The organism is Dokdonia sp. Dokd-P16, from assembly GCF_003095655.1.
Lineage (GTDB): Bacteria > Bacteroidota > Bacteroidia > Flavobacteriales > Flavobacteriaceae > Dokdonia.
The window spans coordinates 3391464-3417167 of sequence record NZ_CP029151.1 but is presented as its reverse complement, the minus strand read 5'-3'; the positions used below and the strand labels follow the sequence as shown (position 1 = coordinate 3417167).

The 25704-nt window shown below is 36.6% G+C and carries 17 protein-coding genes; 10 read left to right on the top strand and 7 right to left on the bottom strand.

Translation table 11 applies throughout. The features are described 5' to 3' along the window. Positions 1–36 precede the first annotated feature (36 nt). Positions 37–279: a hypothetical protein gene (locus DCS32_RS15185; protein ID WP_108879054.1), complete on the bottom strand. Its 243-nt coding sequence runs from the start codon at positions 277–279 to the stop codon at positions 37–39. Between the two features lie 132 nt (positions 280–411). Here DCS32_RS15185 and DCS32_RS15180 point away from each other — a divergent pair, with 132 nt between their 5' ends. The 5 genes from DCS32_RS15180 (at position 412) to DCS32_RS15160 (ending at position 8363) form a co-directional block, all read left to right on the top strand. Next, complete coding sequence (locus tag DCS32_RS15180) at positions 412–2355, top strand: peptidylprolyl isomerase (protein ID WP_108879053.1); 1944 nt, start codon at positions 412–414, stop codon at positions 2353–2355. Continuing rightward, positions 2345–3214 (top strand): peptidylprolyl isomerase, encoded by an 870-nt coding sequence (locus DCS32_RS15175; RefSeq protein ID WP_108879052.1) that lies wholly within the window; start codon positions 2345–2347, stop codon positions 3212–3214. Before DCS32_RS15180 ends, DCS32_RS15175 begins: the two co-directional genes overlap by 11 nt. Further along, positions 3174–4625 (top strand): peptidylprolyl isomerase, encoded by a 1452-nt coding sequence (locus DCS32_RS15170; RefSeq protein ID WP_108879051.1) that lies wholly within the window; start codon positions 3174–3176, stop codon positions 4623–4625. The genes DCS32_RS15175 and DCS32_RS15170 overlap by 41 nt, the downstream gene beginning before the upstream one ends. 9 nt (positions 4626–4634) lie before the next feature. After that, a complete protein-coding gene (locus DCS32_RS15165; protein WP_108879050.1) occupies positions 4635–5588 on the top strand; it encodes an AAA family ATPase in 954 nt (317 codons plus the stop codon). Between the two features lie 501 nt (positions 5589–6089). Beyond that, positions 6090–8363 (top strand): aconitate hydratase, encoded by a 2274-nt coding sequence (locus tag DCS32_RS15160; protein ID WP_108879049.1) that lies wholly within the window; start codon positions 6090–6092, stop codon positions 8361–8363. A 76-nt stretch (positions 8364–8439) separates the two neighbouring features. Here the strand turns inward: DCS32_RS15160 and DCS32_RS15155 are convergent, their stop codons facing one another. Beyond that, complete coding sequence (locus DCS32_RS15155; protein ID WP_108879048.1) at positions 8440–8952, bottom strand: lactoylglutathione lyase family protein; 513 nt, start codon at positions 8950–8952, stop codon at positions 8440–8442. 118 nt (positions 8953–9070) lie between these two features. On the opposite strand from DCS32_RS15155, the gene DCS32_RS15150 reads away from it, so the two are divergent. Then, positions 9071–9385 carry a winged helix-turn-helix transcriptional regulator gene (locus DCS32_RS15150; protein ID WP_108879047.1) on the top strand — a complete coding sequence of 105 codons (315 nt, stop codon included), beginning with the start codon at positions 9071–9073 and terminating at the stop codon, positions 9383–9385. Between the two features lie 119 nt (positions 9386–9504). Here DCS32_RS15150 and DCS32_RS15145 read toward each other — a convergent pair whose 3' ends face one another. Beyond that, entirely contained in the window at positions 9505–13155 is a 3651-nt protein-coding gene (locus DCS32_RS15145) for a PAS domain-containing protein (RefSeq protein WP_108879046.1), read from the bottom strand. A 366-nt stretch (positions 13156–13521) separates the two neighbouring features. Here DCS32_RS15145 and DCS32_RS15140 point away from each other — a divergent pair, with 366 nt between their 5' ends. Then, positions 13522–14118 carry a DUF6642 family protein gene (locus DCS32_RS15140; RefSeq protein ID WP_108879313.1) on the top strand — a complete coding sequence of 199 codons (597 nt, stop codon included), beginning with the start codon at positions 13522–13524 and terminating at the stop codon, positions 14116–14118. A gap of 150 nt (positions 14119–14268) precedes the next feature. Here DCS32_RS15140 and DCS32_RS15135 read toward each other — a convergent pair whose 3' ends face one another. The 3 genes from DCS32_RS15135 to DCS32_RS15125 all read right to left on the bottom strand — a co-directional run bounded on the left by DCS32_RS15135 (position 14269) and on the right by DCS32_RS15125 (position 18248). After that, entirely contained in the window at positions 14269–14736 is a 468-nt protein-coding gene (locus tag DCS32_RS15135; protein WP_108879045.1) for a hypothetical protein, read from the bottom strand. Between the two features lie 289 nt (positions 14737–15025). Next, positions 15026–16309, bottom strand: coding sequence for a DUF5713 family protein (locus DCS32_RS15130; protein WP_108879044.1), 1284 nt, complete (start codon positions 16307–16309; stop codon positions 15026–15028). A gap of 337 nt (positions 16310–16646) precedes the next feature. Further along, complete coding sequence (locus tag DCS32_RS15125; RefSeq protein ID WP_108879043.1) at positions 16647–18248, bottom strand: FMN-binding glutamate synthase family protein; 1602 nt, start codon at positions 18246–18248, stop codon at positions 16647–16649. Between the two features lie 971 nt (positions 18249–19219). On the opposite strand from DCS32_RS15125, the gene DCS32_RS15120 reads away from it, so the two are divergent. The 3 genes from DCS32_RS15120 (at position 19220) to DCS32_RS15110 (ending at position 24651) form a co-directional block, all read left to right on the top strand. Next, complete coding sequence (locus tag DCS32_RS15120; protein WP_108879042.1) at positions 19220–20317, top strand: DUF3810 domain-containing protein; 1098 nt, start codon at positions 19220–19222, stop codon at positions 20315–20317. Between the two features lie 82 nt (positions 20318–20399). Continuing rightward, positions 20400–23360 carry an amidohydrolase family protein gene (locus tag DCS32_RS15115; RefSeq protein ID WP_108879041.1) on the top strand — a complete coding sequence of 987 codons (2961 nt, stop codon included), beginning with the start codon at positions 20400–20402 and terminating at the stop codon, positions 23358–23360. 1 nt (position 23361) lies between these two features. Continuing rightward, the gene (locus DCS32_RS15110; protein ID WP_204161785.1) at positions 23362–24651 is read left to right on the top strand and encodes an amidohydrolase family protein; all 1290 of its coding nucleotides are present in this window, start codon (positions 23362–23364) and stop codon (positions 24649–24651) included. Positions 24652–24728: 77 nt separating this feature from the next. Here DCS32_RS15110 and DCS32_RS15105 read toward each other — a convergent pair whose 3' ends face one another. After that, a complete protein-coding gene (locus DCS32_RS15105; protein ID WP_108879039.1) occupies positions 24729–25700 on the bottom strand; it encodes a homoserine kinase in 972 nt (323 codons plus the stop codon). Positions 25701–25704 lie beyond the last annotated feature (4 nt).

Genomic DNA, 25704 nt, shown 5'->3' with positions numbered 1-25704 from the left:
GTGATAGAAGACAATATCTATGCCAAGTGGTTATTTTTAAGTAAATAGCTGCCCGCGGTGAGGCTTAAGCGCATCTCTTACGGGCTTCATCGCCTCTCTATCTACCACTAAAAATGCAATGCTGTGGTCTTCTGTAACTTGTTGAGTACCTGTTATGGGTGTATTTAATGCCTGTGCAGCTGCATACTCCTTTAAGTGAATCTCGTGATGCAAAGCAATTTTGTGTGCGTCTGGACCTCTAAAATCCCAGATTAGTTTAAGTCGTTCTTCAGTAGACATAATTTGATTTAATTTCTAGCAAAAATATAGCATATATGTTCTACCTAGCTCAGTAGGTACTAAATTTTCTATAATCTCGTTGCTATGGTACAACAGTTCATAATACTTATTTTTGCACATACTTAATACACTATGAAGCACCTTTTTTTATTGCTTATTTTCCTTTGTGGATTTTCGTTTGCTCACGCTCAAAAAGATATTCTTCTTACCATAAATAATGAAGTTATTAATAGTGAAGAGTTTACGAGGGTTTATGAGAAAAATAGCGAACTCATAAAAGAAGATGAGTCTAATGCTCCAGAAGATTATCTAAAGCTTTTTATAGATTACAAACTCAAAGTCCAAGAGGCCTACAGATTGGGACTTGATAATAAAAAGTCTTATCAAGATGAGTTATCTGCTTATCGTGCACAACTTGCAAAAAACTATCTCAATGACGTCAAGGTTACAGAAGAGCTTGTAAAGGAAGCTTACGATAGAACTGTAAATGAACTTAATGCACGTCACATTCTTGTGAGAGTGAGCCCTGATGCTTCACCTAGCGATACGCTAGTGGCCTACCGAAACATTACTCAAGCGAGAGCACGTATAATTAATGGTGAAAACTTTGAAAAAGTAGCAAGAGCGTTAAGTGAAGATCCATCTGCTAAAAAGAATGGAGGTGATCTAGGATGGTTTAAAGCCTTTAAAATGGTGTATCCATTTGAGAATGCTGCCTATAATACCGCAATTAATGAAGTTTCTAAGCCTTTTAGAACCAGTTTTGGATATCACATTGTACAGCCTATTGCCGTTCGTAAGTCAGCAGGGAAAGTGCAGGTTGCTCATATTATGGTGGCTTTAACTCAAAATGATAGTACAATTATTCCTGAGCAAAGAATTAATGAGGTATCTAAGCTATTAAAAGAGGGCGCTTCTTTTGAGACACTAGCATTAAATTACAGTGACGACAGGGTGTCATACAGAAAAGGAGGGAAGCTAGAAGAGTTTGAGCAAGGACAATTGAGTAGTGCTGCTTTTGAAAAAACAGCATTTTCACTTGAAAACATTGGTTCTGTTTCGCAACCTTTTAAAACTGAATTTGGATGGCATATCATAAAATTATTGTCTAAAACTCCTATGCCAACCTATTTGGATGCTCGAGTTGCACTTACCAATAAAGTTACAAGAGATGCTAGAGCACAAGTAATATCAGACAAGTTAGACAATAAGTTGAGAAATAGATATAATGTAGTTCTTGATGAAGGATTGCAATCATATTTAGAAAGTCTCTTCCCAGAGAAATATTCTGAAACTAAGATTGTTCTTAATAACGAACCGGCATTAAGTAATGTGGCATTTACTTTAGGTAAAAAGAAAGCTACATACACCTATAAAATGGTAGCCGACTATTTATTGTCGAAGTATCCACGTAATAATTTTAGGTCTAGGAGTCAGTTTGTAGAAGAGGGAATTCAATCTTTTGTTAGTGTTGTACTTAAAAATTATCATTTGGAGCACCTGGAAGAGGAAGATCAGGATTTTGCCGATATATTAAAAGAATACAAAGAAGGTTTATTGTTATTTGATTTACTGGAAACTAATATCTGGAAAAAAGCTCAGCAAGATAGTATAGGTCTACAAGAATTCTTCTTAAGAAATAAAGAAGATTATAGAAGTGTAAAGACTTATGAGGCTACAGTATGTACTACAAAAAGTAAGAGTTTAGCAAAAAATTATAGAAAAATTATTTCTAAAGGCATCTCGCCAGACGAAGCCGTATTATCTTTAAAAAGTAAGAGTGACACTCCTGTGCTATTATCTAGTAGAGTTTTAACTCAAGAAGAATTGCCAGAAGGACATCATCTATCTAAAGGAGTGAGTGATCTAATAGAAGATGGAGATAATTTTATAGTTTATAACGTATCTACCATCACAGAGGCAAAAGATCAATTGCTAAAGGACGTAAGAGGCGTAGTTATAAGTGACTATCAGAAGGAGCTGGAAAATAAGTTTGTAATGGATTTAAGAGATAAAAGCACAATCACTGTAAATAAAGAAGTTTTGAAAACATTAATAACGAAATATGAGAATTAAAAACACTAGAGTGGCTGTGTTTCTTTTGTTTACAATAGTCTCACTGTCTATGGTGAGTTGTCGCTATTTTAAAAGTGATGACACAGAAACTATAGTCGCTAGGGTGAATAATCATACATTGTCAAAGCGCACTATTGAAGATGTCATGGCAAAAAATGTGGTGAGTGATAGCGCGGCCTTTGTTCAAAATTACATCAATACTTGGGCTACAAGTCAGCTACTACTTGATGGAGCATTGAGAAATTTACCAAAAGAAGATCAAGAAGAGTTTGAGGCGCTCGTCTCATCATATCGAAGTGATTTGTACACGCGTTTTTATAAAGATGCACTTATTAATAAGCAATTAGATAGTGTTGTTTCAGACAGCGAGGCAATGAATTTTTATGAGAACAATAAAGTAAACTTTTTACTTAATGAGCCGTTAGTTCAGTTTAAATTTATTCAAGTAGATGAGGATTATCAAAATCTAAAATTGCTTAAATCTTATTTTACCGGTACTGATGAAAAGGATAAATATGCCTTAGATTCACTAAAGTTTCAATACAAGAATTTTTTCTTGAATGACTCAGTCTGGATAAAAAGACGTGTCGTTATTGATCAAATAAATGCTATAAACAAGGAGAATGCAAACAACTTGTTAAAAAAAACAAATTTCTTACAACTGCGAGACTCATTAGGATTATATTTGGTAGCTGTAAAAAGCACGCTTGAGCGCGGTGAAAATGCACCGTTGGAATATGTAAGACCAACAATCAATCAAATTATTAAGAATAAAAGGAAATTAGCGCTTATACAAAAGCTTGAAAAGGAGATTAAGGATGATGCTATTAAAAACAAACAATTTGAAATTTACAATTAATATAGTAGTGCTGCTTGCAGCAACACAGCTAGGTTTTGCACAAGAAACAACAGTAACTCCAGAAGTTACAACGGTAACTGAGACAACAGTAGCGGTTCAAAAGGATACTGTAAAAACTCCCTTTAAGAAATTTAAGGTAGATGGTGTAGCTGGGGTAGTAGGTGACTATTTGATTCTAGAAAGTGATATTGATCAAAGTCTTATTGAGATAAAGCAAAGAGGTCAAGCTTCGGCAGATATTACATCTTGCCAAGTTCTAGGAAGCTTGCTAGAAAGTAAACTTCTTACACACCAGGCTGTTCAAGATAGTATCGTAGTGCAAGATAGCCGTGTGAATTCTGAGGTAGATCAGATGGTACAACGTTTTGCTTCACAACTAGGTTCTGAGCAGAAGGTAGTTGAGTTTTACAGAAAAGAGAATATGGCAGACTTACGTGCCGAGTTATTTAGCATTAGAAAGAATGTTATACTTTCTGACCGCATGAATCAGAAGATAATTGAATCTGTAGATGTTACTCCAGACGAGATTAAAACATTTTTTAATAAGATACCAGCAGATGAGCTTCCTACTTTTGGAGTAGAGCTAGAGATTGCACGTATTGTAATTGAGCCTAAAGCTACCGAAGAAGAGCGCCAGAAGGTTATAGACCGTCTTAAAGGGTTCCGTAGAGATATTCTTGAGAATGGAAGTAGCTTTGCTACAAAAGCGGTACTGTACACAGATGATGCAGCTTCAAGACCAGATGGAGGTTTAATGGTGATAGATCGTAAAACACCTTTAGTAAAAGAATTTAGAGATGTAGCCTTTAGTTTACAAGATGGAGAAGTGAGTGAGCCATTTGAGACAGAATTTGGTTTTCACATTGTAACTGTAGAAAAAACAAAAGGAGAGCGCAAGGACATTAGACATATATTAATTGTACCAGAAATTAAAGAAGCCCAAGAAGAGGAAGCAAAAGATCTTGTAAATAAAGTGAGAAAACGCATCATAGATGGCGAACTTACTTTTGAAGAAGCTGCCAAAGAATTTTCTGATGAGAAAGAAACAAAATTTGAGGGAGGTATACTTACTAATCCTCAAACACTAGATAAACGTTTTGAACTAGGTAGACTTGATCCAGATATTTATCCTAAGGTAAGTAACCTAGCAGATGAAGAAGTATCTCTAGTTTACACAGATCAAACAAGAACTGGTACAAAGCAATTTTTAATCTACACGGTAGATAACCGCCTTGAAGAGCACAAAGCAGATTACGTAAAAGATTACATCAAAATCAAAGATCTTGCACTACAAGAAAAGCAAATTGCTGCAATAGAGAAGTGGCAAAAAGAAAAAATTGTAGAGACTTACATTAAGATCAACGGTGAAAATCGTGATTGCGAGTTTGTAAGTAATTGGTTAAAAAAATAAAAGATATTTATGTCTGACGTTGCGGCTATCAAGAATCTAGTAGAGAAACACAAGATTTTAAAAGCAGAAATTTCAAAGATTATTGTAGGTCAAGATAAGGTAATTGACGAGATTCTTTTGTCTATATTTTCTGGAGGTCACGCCTTACTTATAGGTGTTCCTGGGCTCGCAAAAACCTTGATGGTGAATACCATAGCAACGACTCTTGGACTTGATTTTAAAAGAATACAGTTTACACCAGATTTAATGCCTAGTGATATTCTAGGTTCTGAAATTCTAGATGAATCTCGTAAGTTTAAGTTTATAAAAGGACCTATATTTTCAAATATTGTCCTTGCAGATGAGATTAACCGTACTCCTCCAAAAACGCAGGCTGCGCTTCTAGAAGCAATGCAAGAACGCGTGGTGACAGTTGCTGGAGAGCGGTACCCGTTATCACTTCCTTACTTTGTGCTGGCTACTCAAAACCCAATAGAACAGGAGGGAACCTATCCATTACCTGAGGCGCAATTAGACCGTTTTATGTTTTCTATCAACCTCGATTACCCTTCGTTTCAAGAAGAGGTAGATGTGGTAAAGGCAACAACATCTGCGGCAAAACCTACGGTAAATGCATTGTTAAATGCACAAGAGATTATAGACTTTCAGCAGCTAGTAAGACGTATTCCAGTGGCAGACAATGTAATTGAATATGCTGTGAATCTTGTAAGTAAAACTCGACCTAAGACAGACAAAGCAGCTCAAATTGTAAATGATTACATAGACTGGGGAGCGGGGCCAAGAGCATCACAAAACTTAATCCTAGGAGCAAAAACTCATGCCGCTGTACACGGTAAGTTCTCGCCAGATATTGAGGATGTTCAGGCAGTAGCAACTGGTATACTTCGTCACCGAATGATAAAAAATTATAAGGCAGAAGCAGAAGGTTTGAGTATAGAAGATATTATCAAAAGCTTATTTTAATGCGCTTTCGCGAAAAAGTGATGCTGTAATCTTGACAGTGAGACACCTACGGAAGTAGTCTTTTAATCACGATATATTTATGCGCTAAGGTGCGAAAAATCCTAAGCCATTATATCCATTTCCTGATATAATGGCTATTTCTATTTTATATGATTTTATGATTATTGAAAGGGAATCATGAATGTCAATTTTACTTCGGTTTTCATGCTTTTTAGGTAGCCTTGATATATATGAGTAGTATTATATTCAATAAAATCACATTTTCGCGAAAGCGTAATACTACAATGAGCAAATATTATAAGGGTTAAATTGTCAATTTGATAATTTGAGCCACTTCTTTTTTTGAATCTGGCAATTACTTCGCAGTATTTAAGATGGTTTATCAATACGCTCTGGCGGCTAACTATGGGGCTTACAGCTATTGTTATTCTTTGAGGTATTTTGTATTTTCGTGAACCGCAAAATTAAGCGGTACTATTTAACAACCCTAATACATTATATATGGCATTTGATATTGATATGATCAAGAAGGTTTATGCAAATATGACTGAGCGTGTAGACGCCGCTCGTGACCTTGTAGGTAAGCCCTTGACACTTTCTGAAAAGATTTTATATTCTCACCTCTGGGAGGGAAAAGCTTCTAAAGCGTTTACTCGTGGTAAGGATTATGTAGACTTTGCTCCAGATCGTATCGCTTGTCAAGATGCTACTGCACAGATGGCATTATTACAATTTATGCAAGCTGGAAAAGATAAAGTTGCAGTGCCAACTACGGTACACTGTGATCACCTGATTCAAGCAAAAGAAGGTGCTGAAAAGGATCTTAAGAACGCAAACGATGTATCTAGTGAGGTTTTTAACTTCTTAGAATCTGTTTCTAATAAATATGGTATCGGTTTCTGGAAGCCAGGAGCAGGTATTATACACCAAGTAGTTCTTGAAAACTATGCTTTCCCAGGTGGAATGATGATAGGTACAGACTCTCACACTGTAAACGCTGGCGGACTAGGAATGGTTGCGATAGGTGTAGGTGGAGCAGATGCTGTAGATGTGATGGCTGGAATGGCTTGGGAACTTAAATTTCCTAAATTAATAGGAGTTAGACTTACAGGAAAACTTTCTGGATGGACAGCGCCTAAAGACGTTATTCTTAAAGTAGCTGAGATTCTTACTGCAAAAGGAGGAACTGGAGCAATTGTAGAATATTTCGGCCCTGGAGCTACGGCAATGTCTTGTACTGGTAAAGGAACTATCTGTAACATGGGAGCAGAGATAGGAGCAACAACTTCTACCTTTGGTTATGATGAGTCTATGGAGCGTTACTTACGTGCTACAGACCGTGCAGATGTTGCAGACGCAGCAAATGATGTAAGAGAATACCTTACAGCAGATAAAGAAGTATATGCAAATCCTGAGCAGTATTTTGATCAGGTAATTGATATTGACCTTTCTGAGTTAGGGCCATTACTTAACGGACCTTTTACGCCAGATCTTTCTACAACTGTAGGAAAGGATATGACTGAGAAAGCTACTAAAAATGAATGGCCTCTTAATGTAGAGTGGGGACTTATAGGTTCTTGTACAAACTCTTCTTATGAGGATCTTTCTAGAGCTTCATCTATTGCTCAACAAGCACTAGATAAAGGAATAAAAATGAAATCAGAACTTGGTATTAATCCAGGATCTGAACTTGTGCGCTACACTACAGAGCGTGATGGAATCTTAGGAATCTTTGAAAAACTAGATGCTAAGATTTTTACAAATGCTTGTGGACCATGTATCGGGCAATGGGCACGTTATAGTGATCCAAAAAATGCTCCTAAAAACAGTATTGTACACTCATTCAATAGAAACTTTGCAAAGCGTGCAGATGGTAACCCTAATACACACGCCTTTGTAGCTTCACCAGAAGTTACTGCGGCAATTGCAATATCTGGACGTCTAGATTTTAATCCTATAACAGATACGCTTCTTAATGAAGATGGTCAAGAGGTTATGTTTGACGAGCCTACAGGATGGGAGCTTCCTCCAAAAGGATTTGAAGTTAAGGATAACGGTTACCTCGCTCCAGTAGAAGATGGTAGTGGTGTGATTGTAAAAGTAGCTGCAGACTCAGAACGTCTTGAGTTATTAACTCCTTTTGAGCCTATTCTTGATAGTGAGATGCAGGGAATGAAATTGCTTATTAAAGCTTTTGGGAAATGTACTACAGATCACATTTCTATGGCTGGACCATGGTTACGTTATAGAGGTCACTTAGATAACATTTCTAACAACTGTTTAATAGGTGCTGTAAATGCGTTTGGTAAGAAAACAAACTTTGTTAAGAACCAGATGGATGGAGAATTTGGTGGAGTACCAGATACTGCACGTGCTTATAAGAAAGCGGGAATTAAAACTGTGGTAGTAGGAGATCATAACTATGGTGAAGGTTCTTCACGTGAGCATGCTGCTATGGAGCCTCGCCACTTAGGGGTAGCTGCTGTGATTGTAAAATCTTTTGCACGTATACACGAGACAAACCTTAAGAAACAAGGAATGTTAGGTCTTACCTTCTCTGTTGAGTCTGATTACGACTTGATCCAAGAAGATGATACTTTCAACTTTATAGATATTGCAAGTTTTGCACCAGATAAGCCTCTTACAGTAGAGCTTGTGCACGCAGACGGAAGTAAGGATACTATTAAAGTAAACCACACGTACAATGATGCTCAGATAGCATGGTATCGTGAAGGAAGTGCTCTTAACTTAATAAAAAAGGAGAACGCTGCTTAAGTAGTAATCTTTTTAAACTATAAAAAGCTCCGCTGGTAACAGCGGAGCTTTTTGTTTTAAAACTATATATGAGTTTTTATTCTGTGTAAGCACCAGAAGAATATGTTAACTCATAACTGTGAGTGTATATTTCAAATACAATTCCAAAAGGATCTTCTACGTAGCACATTTTATAAGGCTTATCTTTTGGATAGTATTCTCTTATAGGCATTCTTTGCTTTCCTCCATAAGAAACAATTTTTTCAATGAGTTCTTCAATATTTGGGTCTTGAACGCAAAAGTGAAAAAGTCCTGTGTTAAAAGGATTAAATTCTGGAGCTTCTTTTACACCGTGAGGGAACGAAAATAACTCTACTCCTATACCATTAGAAGTAGATAGGTGAGCAATTTCAAAAGTTTCCCAGTCGTCGCCAAAAACGTCAATACACATCTGTCCTATAGCTGTATCTTTTTCCTTTTTTACGATAGATGGAGGCATAATAATATACCATCCCATAACCTCTGAGTAAAACTCAACCGCTTTTTTGATATCTGGAACAGATAAACCAATGTGAGAAAATGATTTTGGATAATTTTTTATAGTGCTCATAAATTTTATTTTTTTCAAAATTAGACTATATTGATCCTAATGTCAATAACTCACCAAAACGTTATATACATAACTAAAAGAGTAAAATATTGATTTTAAGATATTTAAAATTTAATAAATGAGTAATAAAATTGCCTGTCCGCTTAATTATACTATGAATTTAATAGGTACCAAATGGAAACCACTGGTTTTATTTCATTTAATAGAAGGTGCATTACGTTCTGGAGTATTACAGAAGAAAGTGCCAGGGATTTCCAATAAAATGTTTACACAAACCGTGCGCGAATTAGAAAAAGATGGGCTCGTTGTTAGGAAGGTCTTTCCAGTAGTACCACCTAGAGTAGAATATAGTCTTACAGAAAGAGGAGCTTCTCTAGAAGCTATTTTAAGAAGTCTTGATACTTGGGGAGAGGAAGATTGTAAAGATTTTTAGTGAAGCAGACTACTTGGTGTAAGTAGTAGAAGTATTTATGAACAAAGAAAGTATGCTTTATTTTACAAAAAAAACTTATGCCAAATAAAAGAGTTTTTATTATAAATGAGAAATTTATACTAGGTTGTTATTTTTAAATGTTTGTTTATTGTACTAATTAGTTGTGCTGTAGAAATAGGTTTGGAAATATAATCATCAAAACCTGCATTGAGCATTTTTTCTTTGTCTCCAGACATAGCAAGACCTGTCTGAGCAATTATTGTTATCTCTTTATTGGTTTTTCTTATTTCTTCTAACGCTTCATTACCATCCATGATAGGCATATTAATATCCATCAACACTAAATCGATATTACAATTTTTGTGCACTAGCTCAACAGCCTCTTTACCATTGATAGCTCGTAAAATAGTACAGTCATAATCAGAAAGACAGGCCTGTACATAAAGAAAACTTAAATTATCATCCTCTGCTATTAAAATCGTAAAATCACCATTCTCTAAGGTGGTTTCATTAAAAGTATTTGGTAAAGCAGTTTTGTTTATTACTTTTTTATATGGAATTGTAAAGTAAAATGTTGATCCTTCTCCTAGTTGAGAATTAATCCACACATCACCATCTAGAAGTTTTATGAGGCCTTTTACAATTGATAATCCAAGCCCTACACCGAGATTATGAGTTTGCTCTCGTCTACCTTGTGTAAACCTGTTGAATATATTCTCTTGTTCTTCCTTTTCAATCCCAATACCAGAGTCCTTCACAAAGAATTTAAGGTTATCTCCACTTAACGAATAACCAAATTCTATAGTACCTTCTTTCGTAAATTTTATTGCGTTTTCTAATAAGTTAGAAATGATCTGGACTAGTTTATTTTCATCGGTTTCTATAAAACTATCTGCATTTTCAAATCCTTTACATGCTAGAAGTTCAACGCCTGTATTCTCTAATTTTATATGATATTTTGAAAATAGATCATCTATAAGATTATTAACATTTACATGGGAGCTATCTATATTTATGATATTTGATTCAATCTTAGAGATATCTACAATGTTTGATATAAAACTTAAAAGACGGTGCCCTTCTTTCTCTATAAGTTCTAAATAAATATCCTTCTTTTCATCAGAAATATTTTTTCTCCTTAATAATTCTGAGAAACCTAATATACCGTTCATTGGTGTCCGCATCTCATGACTCAAATTAGCAAGAAATGCCGACTTTAATCTATCGCTTTCTTCCGCTTTTTCCTTGGCACTTATTAATTCTTTAGATAATAATTTTTGTTGTGTGATATCTTGATTTGTTCCTGCAAGACTTATGACATTTCCGGCATCATCCATTATAGGTTGGCATATTGCTCTTATTGTTTTTTCTGGTTGATTTGGGATACAAATTCTATATTCTATATTGTAAGGTGTTCCTTTACTAATCGCCTTGTCAACTGCATCTTTGAGGATAGCTATATCATCTGGATGAACCCTTTCTACTACCTTTTTATAGTCTGGATGACCGTCTCTGTAATCGAAGCCCCATATATGGTACATTTCTTTAGACCACTCCATCTTCATACCAGAAGGTTTTACTAGCCAACTTCCAATTTTGGCTAGTGCCTGAGCATCGGTTAATTCTTTTGCTGTTTTATCTAGTAATAATTTGGCTGCAAACTTGTCTTTCTCATTTTGTCGTTGTTCGGTAATATCAATAAAAACAGTAACTATTTCTATGACTTCACCTATACTATTTAGTACTGGAAAACCATTTATTGTAAGCCACTTAATTTCATTTTTATCTGCTCTTATAAGCCCTGCTATTTGATCTTTAACAGGTTCTTTACTTCCTGCAATTTTGTTTACGGGATATTCTGCAAATGGTATTGGAGAGGAATCAGGGTTAACAAACTCCAAACCAGCATTAAAAGGATTTTTACCTTGTAAATAGTTTTTATCTAAGCCTAATATTTCTGATGCTCTATGGTTGTTTTGAACCACAGAAGTGTCGGGAGCGTGAACAACAACACCAGCTTCAAGGTTAAGCATTAATAGGCGAAAGCGTTCTTCATTCTCTTCTGCACGTTCTTTTGCTTCTCTTATAACATTTCCTGTATTAAAACGCTCTGTAATGTCGTGTATAACTCCCACGATAAAAATTTTTCCTTCTGTATCTATAAATCGCGTTTTTCTCGTAGAAATTCTTTGAGTTTCTCCATCTCTAATGGTAATTGATTCTTCGGCTATATTTTCAATTCCATCAAGTATTAATTGTCTATCAATACTTAAAAATGATTCTCTTTCAGAAGCTGATACTTCCTCTGCAAGTGTCTTACCGATAATATTATCTCTCTTAAATCCAAAAAGTTTGCAAAACGCTTCATTGACTATAAGCAATCTACTTTGGTCATCTTTTACAAAGACTGGATCTCCTATATTATTAATAATATTATTGAGGTGGTTTTTACTTTTTTCTGCTTTTTCCTTAGCACTTATAAGCTCTGCATCTATAAGTTTTTGTTCAGTAATATCTTGACCTGTCCCCTTCAAACTTATAACATTACCGTTGGGACAAACTACGGGCTCACATATACCCCTTACAGTCTTTTCTATTCCATTAGGAAGATAGATTTTGTGTTCTATATCATAAGGAATCCCAAGTGTGATAGCTTTCTGTACAGAGATATTCCATAATCTCAAATCATCAGGATGAACTCGTTTAACTAATTCATCATATGTAGGAGCACCTTGGCAAGGCTTAAATCCCCAAATATTAAACATGGCTTTGGACCATTTTATTTTACCAGTCGCGATATTAAAGAACCAACTTCCTACTTTTGCTAGCGTCTGTGCCGCATCCAGATCAATCTCTATTATTTTTCTATCAGTTATATCTTGTGTAACACCAAAAGCTTTACCCCCAATGATTTCTATACCTAGAATACTTAAATATCTTATTTCGTTGTTTGATCTTACAATTCTAAATTCGAATGCTTCCATAGCTTCATCATTAAAAAGCCTTTTGATCACATTCTTCACTTTAGCTCTATCTTCCGGCAAGATTAAGTCGCGTACATTATTACTTGTAGGTTTAAATTCTCCTCTTTTTACACCATAAATTTCATACATTTCATTAGACCAGTAAGCAGTATCAGTATCCCACTCCCATTCCCAGCTTCCCATTTTACCTAACTTTTGGGCCTGTTGTAACTTTAAGATGGAGTCTTTTTTTGCAGATTCAGCCTCTTTTAGCGCACTGATACTTTGTATTGTGACAGGTACTGTTTTTTGTTCTAATAAAGTTTGAGGAATACGTATAGAAAATAATGCTTCAAACTCATCACCCTTCAAGGTTTTGTAATTTACTTCAGAATTAAATGTTTTTTTATTTTTCCATATTGCTACTATAAGTCTTAAGAACACCTTATCTGCTCCGTGTCCAAAAGTATTTTGAAGATTGTGAAAAAAATCTTGATTATTTTCTGCTTTAAATAGTTTTAAAGTAGCCCTATTAACACTATTAATTTTCAATTTTTGTATTAAAGAATATAGTACGTCGGGATTTTTCTTTAAATATTTTTTAATATTTGGAATCTCTAGTGTTTTGAGCCTTTCTATTTCTTCAAAAACTAGCGTAAAATCTTCATTCCAAATAGAGATTGTAGAATTATCAAAGAGCTCTTTATAACCCTGTTTCCTTTCAGACTTTAATTCAGCTATTTGCCTTTCTAATTCTTGATAAGTAGGCTTTTTGTTAACGTCTATAATACGGGTATTATTAGGCATAAAATCTCTCTTAGATGGGGTATAACAACTTATAAGATAAGCTAATAGATAAAAATATTAAAAATAAATTATATACTACTTACATTACTTAAAAAGATTAAGTTATGCTTTCGCGAAAGCATAAAAACAACAACATAGGTATTCATCACATGATGTTCTTATTAATCTAATAATATTATATTCTAAGAATATGTCCAAACAATTTATGAGCTTCTTACGATTGAATATAGGTGCCATTTTTAAGACAGTCTTTAACAGCTGCTAAGATTGTTTTCTTTTATTTTTGTAAGCTATAGCACAAACATAACATCTCTTATAAATCCCTCTGTAATTGAGTATGGAGATCGTGTAAGAATATTAATTAATATGAAGGATATCTTTGCCAGCATCATCCCCACAGTAGCAGCAGAAAAATTTATTTATTGTCTCGAGGCAGTTCCGGATGTCGATCAGGAGGTTGTCACAGAGGTGGTGACAACACTCGAAGATATCGCTCTAAAGCAAGGAATTGCTAGTATCTATAAGACTTGCGACACCATAGAAGGGCTGGAGGAAAGTCTAAACACGCTGGTGTATGATGATCATAACTTTAAAGATTATGAACTCATTTACCTCATTATGCCAGGCCAGGCTAATAATATCATGCTCAATGATTATTACTACAGCATTGAGGAAATTGCCGAAATTTTTGAAGGAAGAATGACAGGTAAAATCATCCATTTTTCAAATAAAAAAGCACTCAATTTAACTGACGAAGAATCGCAATATTTTCTTGATGTTACCGGTGCCCGTGCTATCTCTGGCTATGGATCTAGCAATAGTTTATTGTCTAGCACAGACACTATAGATAGAGTGTTTTTTAATATGTTTCAAGAAAATGAAGACTTTAAAGAAGTGGTAGAAGAGATGTTTCAAAAACACTACAAACTCTGCAAGCTCCTTGATTTTAGACTGTATTATTAATCGTTAATTTAGGCAGAATATTATAAAATACGCTTTCGCGAAAATGTGACAATTCAACATCATTTTCTCATTAATTCAGCACATTGATAAGAACAGGTTATAAACTTGATATCATTATAATTGACGAAATATAGTACGCTGTAAAGCACACTAAAGCAACAGCATAACAAGATTCCCTGCAGTTAATACCTGCAAGACAAAGACTAAGATGCTTAAGTCTTTTTTAAAGCCATAACTGATGCCTAAAGCGAGAAGGACAAGCAGTGGAAGTACCAGCCCAGAAACTACTCTAAAAGAATAGAGGTGGCTCTTCTCTGACGTAGCTAGCTTATACTCATTAACTTCTTTAAAAAGCAAAGACAGCGCATAATCAATTTGGTTACCCTCCAAAGTGGTTGCAACATCTTTTGAAACCGAAAACTGACGAGTAGCAGTCACTACTTGGTAAGTGTTGTGCGAGTTTCCACCAGCATTATAATATTTTTCTTTGTTTCTAGATACGGAAACCACATCCTCCGAATACCGAGCTCCAGGTAAAGCAAAATCCATAAGTACCACCAGTGATATGAGTATGGTAATGCCATATAATATGCGGTTGGTGAGTGATAATGGATACATGATTTTAGTTTATAATGTTTTGGAGATTTACATAGTTATTAGTTAGTACGTAAATCGGCAGTTTTGTTACGGTATTGAGAGTTTTGGGATTTTAGGAACAGTGAATGATAGAAAGAATAGCAAGAGAACAATATGAGCAGAACGCTAGCACTTATCATAATTACAAATGAACTCTTAAACAAGTTTGTGCTGTCATCACGTCAACAAGATTCTATGATGAAATGTTTAGATTGAGATTAGCTTAAAAAGGTTTATTTTGTAACTCAGTTCTTTGTTAGCATACGTTTTTTTACCAATCTCTCCATTCGCTGGCTATTCCATCTTCATAATTTTGTATGTCAATTCCTATCGAATCAGCAATGTTGTCAAATATATCACAGAGTTCTTCCCTTTCTCCTGTTTCAATAAAGCAACCATCTAAACTATCGTTAAGTTTATTGAATTCCAAAACACTTAACTTAATATGTTCGACTTTTTCTTTTTCGCTCATATCATTATTTGTCTCAAGTTTGCTAATTAATTTTGATATTATTTTTTCAGCTTTTTTGCAATTTTTAAGATTGTATTGATCAAGACCATCTTCATATTTTCCAGTCCAATCTTTTATTGATAAATGATTGAGTATTGATTGTAAATCAGATGTTTTCTCTTTTTTAAATTGTTCAATGTCAATCTTTTTATTTAAATAATCATCTAATTTTTCCCATTTTTTAAGCTGTTCTAATTTACCAATACTCTGCAATTTGTCAACTAATGGGTAGTAATCATCTTTTTTAACTCCAATCAATAATGGATTTATATGTAAATTTTGAATTTTTGTTAACGATGACAAAAACTGGAAAGAATCTAATTCGTTCACTTCCGAGATCATTAAATCAGTAATATTTGTTAATTCACTTAAAGATGAAACTTCTTGAAGCTTTTTACAGTTTCTTAGGTGTAATAATTTTAAATCAACATTAGTTTCATCAATTCCATTTAGAGATATTAATTTAGGACACTTTTCTAATTTTAATTCTTCTAATTTTTTTAAACCAGATAATCCATTTAAATTTTCGCAAGCACCAGAATAGATTTCAAGTGTTCTTAGGTCTGGAAAGTTTGAGAATTCTGAAAAGTCCCTTTTTCTATAATTCCTCATATATGCGTGTTTGAGCTTTGTTAGTTTTTCAAAATTTACATATTTTTTTGGTCCAATACCATTTAAGAATATCAAATTAGGGAAGTTCGAAAAATCAAAAACTTTATTATTATCCTCAGATATTCTAAGATGAGTTAATTGGTGAAAATTCATTAATGGACTTAAATCGTCAATCTCAAATTGAATGTATATTCCTTTGACATTTTTTAATCTTTTATCATTTAGAAAATCGAGAGTATAAGTTTGTAAATGAATATGTTCAATATTAAGTTTTTCAGTAGCTCTTATACATTGCTCAATATTATTTGGTACAAACCAAACAGTATCAGTAGTTTGCTCATACTTTTTGTCATTTAATGTTAGTTTGTCAATTCGAACATTGTCAAAATTGTCTTTTTCTAAAAATGATTTGGCTTTATTGAATATGTTCATTGATTTGTTCAAATGTATGCTAACAGGCCACTGCATAAAGCGAGTGCGGCTCCCGATAGCTGTCGGTATTGCTGATTTGCTTTAATTTATGGTCTTGTTCGTTTCCTCTAAATATACAATGAATTTGAGAGTTGTGCACTGCGCATAGAGCTTTCAAAATTACCCATATTCATTATTAAAATAACAGTCTGCTGGAAACATCAGCCACTTCTTAAAACCAAAAAAGGAGTTGTTAAACTTACAACTCCTTTTTATTATTTACATACGGTTTTCCGCATTTCTGTGATATTTAATGTAATTATGTGATTTGAGTTCACATTTTCGCGAAAGCGTACTTTTAATAACGCACGTCTTTCATATCAATTTCGTCTGCAACTTGTGCTTTGTTATAATTACCTCCTAGATCTGGGCATGCCATGAGGGTAGCGGCTCCTTTAAATGGTACGACTACTTTATTGTATCCATACACATCTGCTAGGGTCTGGGTAAGGTTTTTATCTCCTAGGTTAATATCTACATCGTCCATGGTGAGCTGGCAAGGATGTTCATAGCCGCAGGCGCGAGTGATTTCTAGTAGTTCTTTCTTGAAATTTTTAAAGTAATAATGTGTGCGCTCTGCCTTATCTGGGATGTCTATACCGCGTTGTAACCACTTGTTTTGAGTCGCAACACCAGAAGGGCAGGTGTTGTTATGGCACACCTTGGCTTGTATACAACCTACGGCAAGCATGGCCTCACGGGCAACATTAATACAGTCTACACCCATCGCAAAAGCCATGGCGGCTTTAGCTGGGAAGCCTAACTTTCCTGAGCCTATAAATACTACACGCTCTGTGAGCTGGTACTCCTTAAAAATCTTATAAATATCTGAGAATCCATATACCCACGGTAGCGCCACATGATCTGCAAAACTTGGTGGAGCAGCGCCTGTACCACCTTCACCACCATCAATGGTGATAAAATCTGGTCCTTTGCCGGTGGTTGCCATTATTTTTGCTAGTTCGCGCCACGCATCAAGTTTTCCAATGGCAGCTTTAATTCCTACTGGGAGTCCTGTTTCATGAGCGATACTTTCTACAAAGTTAACCAATTCTGGTACATTAGAAAATGCCTTGTGGTTAGGAGGAGAGAGTACATCCTTGCCCACTTCCACACCGCGTATTTCGGCAATTTCTTTTGTGATTTTTGATCCAGGGAGTACGCCTCCTTTTCCAGGTTTTGCTCCTTGTGAGAGTTTTACTTCTATGGCGCGTACTTGTGGATTTTCGTCCACAAGTTTTTTCATTTTTGGCATTGAGAATCCGCCATCCTTTGTGCGTACACCAAAATATCCTGTTCCAAAATGAAACACCACATCTCCACCTTTTTTATGGTAAGGAGAGAGGCCGCCCTCACCGGTATTGTGATAAGCGTATGCTTTTGCACAACCTCGATTTAAGGACTCTACAGCTTTCGCCGAAAGGCTACCAAAACTCATAGCACTCACGTTGATAATAGAGCTAGGTCTATATGGTCGTTTTCTTCTACCAGCGCCCATCACTTTTGCACACGCAAGGAAGTAAGGGTCTTTTGCATTAGGGTGATTTTCCTCTACCTTATAAGGCATCATGGCATTATTGATAAAGATATAATGCGACTGATTAATATCACGGTCGGTACCAAAACCTTCGTAGTTATTTTCATTTTTGGCAGAGGCATAAATCCACCCGCGCTCTATACGATTAAAAGGAAGTTCCTCACGGTTATTGGCCACAATATACTGGCGTAACTCTGGTCCAATACTTTCAAGCATATACCTAAAATGCCCTACCACAGGGAAGTTGCGCGTGATGATATGCTTTTTATTAAAAAATATATCTCTTATAGCAACAATAACCACTACCAAAATCAGCCACATCCACCATGAGATATTACCTAAAAACTCAAGAACTCCCTCCATCTATTTAATTTTTGCACTAAAATACAATTTACTATCTCGTAGTCTGAAATTTTAATTCAAGTTTATTATTTACTTCTCTAGGGAAGTTTTGGTTGATGTACTGTACGTAACATCTCCCTGACTCCCTCTTCAAAGAGGGACACTGTTGCGGTTTAAGTTTTTTTGCTTTGCAAAAAAGGACTTCTTTATTTCCCCTCTTGGAAGAGGGGTAAGGGGAGATGTTGGGTTCGAGTGAGCCATTTTCATGCACTAGGAATTACATCTCCCTGACTCCCTCTTCAAAGAGGGACACTGTTGTGGTTGTTGAGTTTTTTTTTGCTACGCAAAAAGGACTTCTTTATTTCCCCTCTTCGAAGAGGGGTTAGGGGAGATGTTTTGCGTTCGAGTGAGCCATTTTCATGCACTATGCGTAACATCTCCCTGACTCCCTCTTCAAAGAGGGACACTGTTGTGGAGTTTAAGTTTTTTTGCTGCGCAAAAAGGACTTATTAATTCCCCTCTTCGAAGAGGGGTTAGGGGAGATGTAGACATGCGAGTGAGCAGACAAACAAATTCCCCTCTTCCTTGCATCCGACGAGTGAGGAACGACCGAGAGGAATGCATAAGGTTAGTGGAGATGTTTTGCGTTTGAGTAAGCCATTTTCATGCACTATGCGTTACATCCTCCTGACTCCCTCTTCAAAGAGGGACACTGTTGTGGTTGTTGAGTTTTTTTTGCTGCGCAAAAAGAACTTTTCAATTCCCCTCTTCGAAGAGGGGTTAGGGGAGATGTTGACATGCGAGTAAGAATACAAATAAATTCCCCTCTTTCTTGCATCCGACGAGTGAGGAACGACTGAGAGGAATGCATAAGGTTAGGGAAGATGTTTTGAGTTCGAGTGAGCACGCCACATCACATCAAACCACTCACACCCTCACAAATCAAATAACTTATCATAAATTTACGGAAGACTATAAAGAGCGCATTTCCATTGAAAAACCATAAAACATTATTGATTGTTGGCTTACTATTGATTCCGCAGATGCTGCTAGTTCGCTGGTTTGCGAGTTTTCCGCAGCTGGTTGAGCAATATTATAGCAACGGATTGTATCCCATCATTTCAAAGGCGTCACGGTATGCTTTTGGCTGGTTGCCGTTTTCATTTGGTGATATCATGTATGCGGTGCTTATTGTGCTCGGTTTGCGCGAAATTGTACTACTCATAAAAAACAAGTTTAGAGGATTTAAAACCTTTCTTTTAAAGACGCTAGCCATCGTTTCGATAGTATACGGTGCGTTTAACGTGCTTTGGGGGATGAATTATAACAGGTTACCACTTCATGAATCTTTAGGGATTGATAATGAATACACTACCGAAGAGCTAGTAGAACTTACAAAAAAGTTAATCATAAATAGTAATAGCCTTCATAATCAACTCGCCGAAGATGAAAATAGCCGAGTGGTCTATTGTGACAACACAGAGGGTAAAAATGCTTGTTTACAAGAAATCTTTACCGGAACGATTAATGGTTATGAGACGCTTAAAACTCAGTTCCCAAAGCTTAGTTATCCGCCTAAGAGTATAAAGAATTCGCTGTTAAGATATCCGCTCTCTATTATGGGTTATAGCGGTTATCTCAATCCTATTACTAATGAAGCGCAAGTTAATGGAATGGTGCCGGCTCATCGATGGCCAGTGATTTCCTCACATGAACAGGCACATCAGCTCGGTTTTGCAAAGGAAAATGAAGCCAACTTTATCGCAGTGATGGCAACGCTTAATAACGAGGATTTATATTTTCAATATTCAGGAAGTATTTTTGCGTTGCGCTATGCGCTCAATGATGTGTACAGCCGTGATAAGGAATTAGGAGAAGATTTGAAAGCACGTCTTAATCCTGGTATTTTAGTAAATTATCAAGATTCTAGAGATTTCTGGGATGCGATGGATAATCCGCTAGAACCACTGTTTGATTTGTTTTACAGCAATTACTTAAAGGCTAATAATCAGCCAGGTGGATTAAAGAGTTATAGCTATATGGTAGCGCTGCTTGTAAACTATGATCAGCGTTTTCCAAATACTTTCTGATGTTAAAAGTCTCTTAAAAGTTTCCTAAACCTTAATAGAACGTTAACACGGTAGCTATCTTTAGGATCTAAACTTTCAACCTATGTTCTTTAAAAAATTACTTGTCTTTGGGCTAGTAAGTTGCTCATTTACGATGTATGGGCAAGATTACTTTCCAGCAAATGCTGGTGTCAAGTCCAAAAACCAAAATTACACGGTGTTTACAAACGCCACCATCCACACTACACCCACAGAAACTATTAAAAAAGGAACACTTGTAGTGCAAGATGGAAAAGTGGTCTCTGTAGGCAAATCTTCATCATACGCACAAAATGCTATTGTTGTAGATCTTAATGGTAAACATGTCTATCCATCTTTTGTAGACATCTATACTAATTTTGGTATCGCTAAGCCTAAGCGTGCAGGAGGATCTGGACGCGCTTCACAATATGATAACTCTCGCGAGGGTGGTTACTGGAATGATCACATTATGTCTGAGCAAGACGGGTATCAAGATTTTACATATGATTCAAAAAAAGCATCTGAGTATCTTGAAGCTGGTTTTGGCGTAGTTGCAACACATCAACATGATGGTATTGCACGTGGTACAGGAGCGCTTATCGCACTTAATAATGATGGAAATACTGCAAACCGCGTGATAGAAGATCGCCTTGGTCAGTATTTCTCATTTGATAAGAGTGTAACCTCACGTCAGTCATACCCATCGTCTAAGATGGGTGCAACAGCATTATTACGCCAGTTACAACACGATTTAGACTGGTATGAGAAAGGAAATATAGATACTAAGGATCTTTCTTTAGAGGCGCTTTCGCGAAACAAAGGGCTTCCGCAGTTTTTTGAAGGTGATGGCTTATATGATGACCTTCGTATTGATAAACTAGGAGACCAGTTTGGAATCGACTACGTGATTGTTGCCGGTGGTGATGAGTATAAGCGTATCGGAGAAGTGAAGGCGATGAATCGTAAGATGATTCTCCCACTTAAATTTCCAGATGCCTACGATATGGAAAACCCATATGCCGCCGAATATGTAGCGCTTTCTGATATGAAACATTGGAATCAAGCACCTACAAACCCTAAAGCATTACAAGATGCAGGAGTAACATTTGCACTTACTACATTCTCACATAAATCTCCAAAAGATTTTAAAGACCACTTGATGAAGGCAATCAAGTATGGTCTTTCTAAGGAAAGAGCGTTAGAAGCACTTACTACTATTCCAGCAACAATGATTGGAAAGAGCGGTGAGCTTGGAGTACTTAAATCAGGTGCGTGGGCAAACTTTATGATTACTTCTGGAGAAGTATTTGAAAAGGACACGGAGCTTTATGAGCACTGGATTCAAGGTAACAAAACAGTAATCAAGGATATGAACACAGTTAATATTGACGGTGTTTATACCATGAATATTGATGGAGCAGCATATGAGCTTGAGATTAAAAATTCAACAGAAAAAGTAAAAGCTAGTCTCAAAAAAGGAACAGAAGATGTAAAAAGCGAATTTTCATATAGCGATGAATGGGTAACAGTAACGTTCCCTCAAAACGAAGGAAAATTTGTACGTCTTGTAGCAAGAGCATCTGCAGATGGTCTAAGCGGTAAAGCAATTCTTGCAGATGGTTCTGAGAAAAACTTTACTTCTACTAAGAAAGCACTAGCTAAGAGTGATGATAAAGACGATAAGAAAGAAGAGGACAAACCTCTTACGGTTATGCCACTTACCTTCCCTAATATGGCGTTTGGTTTTGAAACAAGACCAACACAACAGGATATTTTAATCACAAATGCCACTGTGTGGACAAATGAAGCAGAAGGTATTCTAGAAAATACAGATGTTTTAATAAAAGACGGAAAAATCAGTGCAGTAGGTAAAAACCTTTCTGCTCGTGGTGCTATGGTAGTAGATGGCACAGGTAAGCATGTTACTTCTGGTATTATAGATGAGCACTCTCACATTGCTGCATTTGCAATCAACGAGTCTGGTCACAACTCTACGGCAGAGGTTCGCATGAGTGATGTAGTTAACCCAGACGATTCTGATATTTACCGAAACCTTGCTGGTGGAGTTACAGCTATTCAATTATTACACGGATCTGCAAACCCTATTGGAGGACAGAGCGCAGTAATGAAATTAAAATGGGGAGCGTCTATCAATGAGTTGGTGATTTCAGATAAGAAATTTATCAAATTTGCCCTAGGTGAGAATGTAAAGCAAGCAAATTGGAATAGTTTCTCAAGATTCCCACAAACGAGAATGGGAGTAGAGCAAGTATTTGTGGACTACTTTACAAGAGGAAAAGAATACGAAGCAAAGAAAAAGAGCGGCCAGCCGTATCGCATGGATGAGGAGATGGAGACTATTGTAGACATTCTTAATATGGATCGCTTAATTTCTTGTCACTCCTATGTGCAAAGTGAAATTAATATGACCATGAAGGTGGCAGAGCAGTTTGGCTTCCATATCAATACATTCACACACATTCTTGAAGGATATAAAGTTGCCGATAAAATGGCAGAACATGGTGTAGGAGGATCAACATTCTCAGACTGGTGGGCATATAAGTATGAGGTAAATGATGCTATTCCTTACAATGCAGCTATCATGCATAGAGCAGGAGTAACCGTTGCTATCAACTCAGATGATGGTGAGATGTCTAGACGTCTTAATCAAGAAGCTGCAAAAATCCACAAATACGGTGGTATCTCTGAGGAGGATGCTTGGAAGATGGTAACTCTTAATCCAGCAAAACTATTACACATGGATGATCGCGCAGGTAGTTTAAAGCCTGGTAAAGATGGAGATGTTGTCATATGGACGGATCATCCACTTAGTATAAAAGCGAGAGCAGAGAAAACGATTATAGAAGGAAAAGTATTTTTCGATATGAAAAAGGACGAAGAACTTCGTAAAACCGTACAGCGCGAGAAAGCACAACTTACTGCAATGATGCTTGCAGAAAAGAATAAAGGCTTACAAACGCAACCTGCCAAAAAGAAAGAAAAACAACGTATGCATTGTGATACAGAACAAACACTTTACTAAGATGAAGACACTACAACAACTATTAGTAGCCGTTGTTTTCCTTTTAGGAGCAACTGCAAGCGCACAACAAACACCGGCCTCAGCGCAAGCTGCTGCCTACACTATTACAGGAGCAACCGCTCACGTAGGTAATGGAACCGTAGTAGAAAATGCGACAATCGTTTTTGAAAACGGTAAAATAAGTACAATCCAAAGTGGAGCTACAGCAACCAAAGGAGAGATAATTAATGCTGCTGGAAAACATGTGTATCCTGGATTTATAGCTACAAACACTACATTAGGTCTTGTAGAAGCAGCAGCCGTGAGACAATCTAATGATGATGATGAGATAGGCGAGTTAATACCGCACGTACGTGGTATTATCGCTTACAATGCAGAATCTAAAGTAGTAGAGAGCATGAGACCAAACGGCGTACTTATGGCGCAAATTCGTCCTGTGGGTGGTACTATTTCCGGTTCTTCGTCTCTTGTTCAACTTGATGCATGGAACTGGGAAGATGCAGCTTATAAAACCGACGAAGGTATCTTTATGGAATGGCCTAGTACGATGCGCCGTGGTCGCTGGTGGTTAGGTGAGGAGCCAGGTTATAAACCAAATAAAGATTACAGTAAAGATGTAAATGAAATCAAAACTTTTTTCAATAATGCACGTGCTTATGGAAAAGGAAACACCTCAAAAAACCTTCCTTTTGAAGCGATGCGTGGTGTTTTTGATGGAACTCAAAATGTATATGTCTCTGCAAATGATCAGAAGCAAATACTTGATGTGATTGCATTTGCAAAGGAGATGAATCTCAAAAATGTAGTTCTTGTGGGAGGATACCAGTCTTACAAAGTAACTGCAGAACTTGTAGCGGCAAACATGCCAGTAATTTTACAACGTGTACAAGAACTCCCATCTATGGAGGATCATGATTATGATTTACCATATAAGTTACCAAAGCTACTTACAGATGCTGGGGTTACTGTAGCGCTAGGATACGACTCAGAGTACTGGCAAGTGCGTAATCTTCCTTTTTATGCAGGACAGGTTACTCAATTTGGTATGAGTGATGAAGATGCACTTAAAATGATTACCATGAATCCTGCAAAAATAATGGGAGTTTCAAACACTGTTGGGACTCTTGAGGTAGGAAAAGATGCAACTTTATTCATAAGTGAAGGAAATGCACTAGACATGAGAGGAAATATTCTTTCGAGAGCATTTATCCAAGGACGTGATATAAGTTTAGAGTCTCACCAGACCAAGCTTGCAAAGCGTTATGCAGAGAAGTATGGACAGAAGGAGTAATCCTTAATCTTAGTTATATTAATTAGTAAAGCCCGAGCAATTGCTCGGGCTTTTGTTTTGCGGTAGATTACTAATGACTATTTAATCACTATACAACCTTCACCAGAAATTCGGCTGGAGTAGCTGTCTACTTGAAGTCCGTTACGTTCATAAAGTGCGGTACTTTCAGATAGATATTGATCTATGTCCGCTTTCGCGAAAGCGAGACAAAACATACTTGGTCCGCTTCCAGAAATACCAAAGGCTATGCATCCACTTTTTTGAGAAATCGCTTTAATCTCATCAAAATGCGGAATCAATTGCTTGCGATGTGGCTCTACGAGTACATCTTTGATACTCTCATTAAATAATTCCTTATCCCACTCATAGAGCGAGGCAACAAAGCCTGCCAGATGTTGCGATTGTGCAATGGCATCCTTGAGAGGCACGTGCGTGGGTAAAATCTCTCTTGCTTCTTTAGTTTTGATAGTGATATGAGGATGTAAAATCCCGACGAAAACCGTATCCATGGGAGGTAATGCAATTACCTTAAATGGATTGTAGCCAGTAACGAGCGTGGTACCACCATAAATACAAGGTGCTACATTATCTGCATGCTCGTTACCACTCGCCAGTGCTTCACCTTTCATAGCGTAGCGCGTGAGTTCAAGATTAGATAATGGCTGTTCTAAAAACTGATTAATACCATACACAGCTCCTGCTGCGCTGGCGCTACTGCTACCTATTCCAGAACCAGGGCGTATCTTTTTATGAATTTCTATCTCAACTCCAAAATCTGCATCAATACCTTCTAGCATGGCATTACCCGCTACACCAGCAACATTATTATGAGCTTCCATAGGGAGTGTGTCACCAGTAATTTTTTTGATCGTTACACCGCGACTTTCGGTTTTTCTAAAAACCATCTCGTCACCTATACCTTCGAGGGCAAAGCCTAACGAATCAAAACCACAGTTTACATTTGCCACTGTAGCGGGACAAAATACGCGTATCGCAGTAGGAATATCAAGGCTTTGTACCGTGGCTTTTTTATGTATTTCTTGAGACATACAA

Coding starts and splice junctions, on each gene's coding strand:
- DCS32_RS15165 (WP_108879050.1), top strand. CDS start 4,635: ATGTCTGACGTTGCGGCTATCAAGAATCTAGTAGAGAAACACAAGATT.
- DCS32_RS15155 (WP_108879048.1), bottom strand. CDS start 8,952: ATGAGCACTATAAAAAATTATCCAAAATCATTTTCTCACATTGGTTTA.
- DCS32_RS15110 (WP_204161785.1), top strand. CDS start 23,362: ATGAAGACACTACAACAACTATTAGTAGCCGTTGTTTTCCTTTTAGGA.
- DCS32_RS15160 (WP_108879049.1), top strand. CDS start 6,090: ATGGCATTTGATATTGATATGATCAAGAAGGTTTATGCAAATATGACT.
- DCS32_RS15140 (WP_108879313.1), top strand. CDS start 13,522: ATGAAGGATATCTTTGCCAGCATCATCCCCACAGTAGCAGCAGAAAAA.
- DCS32_RS15150 (WP_108879047.1), top strand. CDS start 9,071: ATGAGTAATAAAATTGCCTGTCCGCTTAATTATACTATGAATTTAATA.
- DCS32_RS15130 (WP_108879044.1), bottom strand. CDS start 16,309: ATGAACATATTCAATAAAGCCAAATCATTTTTAGAAAAAGACAATTTT.
- DCS32_RS15105 (WP_108879039.1), bottom strand. CDS start 25,700: ATGTCTCAAGAAATACATAAAAAAGCCACGGTACAAAGCCTTGATATT.
- DCS32_RS15125 (WP_108879043.1), bottom strand. CDS start 18,248: ATGGAGGGAGTTCTTGAGTTTTTAGGTAATATCTCATGGTGGATGTGG.
- DCS32_RS15175 (WP_108879052.1), top strand. CDS start 2,345: ATGAGAATTAAAAACACTAGAGTGGCTGTGTTTCTTTTGTTTACAATA.
- DCS32_RS15135 (WP_108879045.1), bottom strand. CDS start 14,736: ATGTATCCATTATCACTCACCAACCGCATATTATATGGCATTACCATA.
- DCS32_RS15180 (WP_108879053.1), top strand. CDS start 412: ATGAAGCACCTTTTTTTATTGCTTATTTTCCTTTGTGGATTTTCGTTT.
- DCS32_RS15145 (WP_108879046.1), bottom strand. CDS start 13,155: ATGCCTAATAATACCCGTATTATAGACGTTAACAAAAAGCCTACTTAT.
- DCS32_RS15170 (WP_108879051.1), top strand. CDS start 3,174: ATGATGCTATTAAAAACAAACAATTTGAAATTTACAATTAATATAGTA.
- DCS32_RS15185 (WP_108879054.1), bottom strand. CDS start 279: ATGTCTACTGAAGAACGACTTAAACTAATCTGGGATTTTAGAGGTCCA.
- DCS32_RS15115 (WP_108879041.1), top strand. CDS start 20,400: ATGTTCTTTAAAAAATTACTTGTCTTTGGGCTAGTAAGTTGCTCATTT.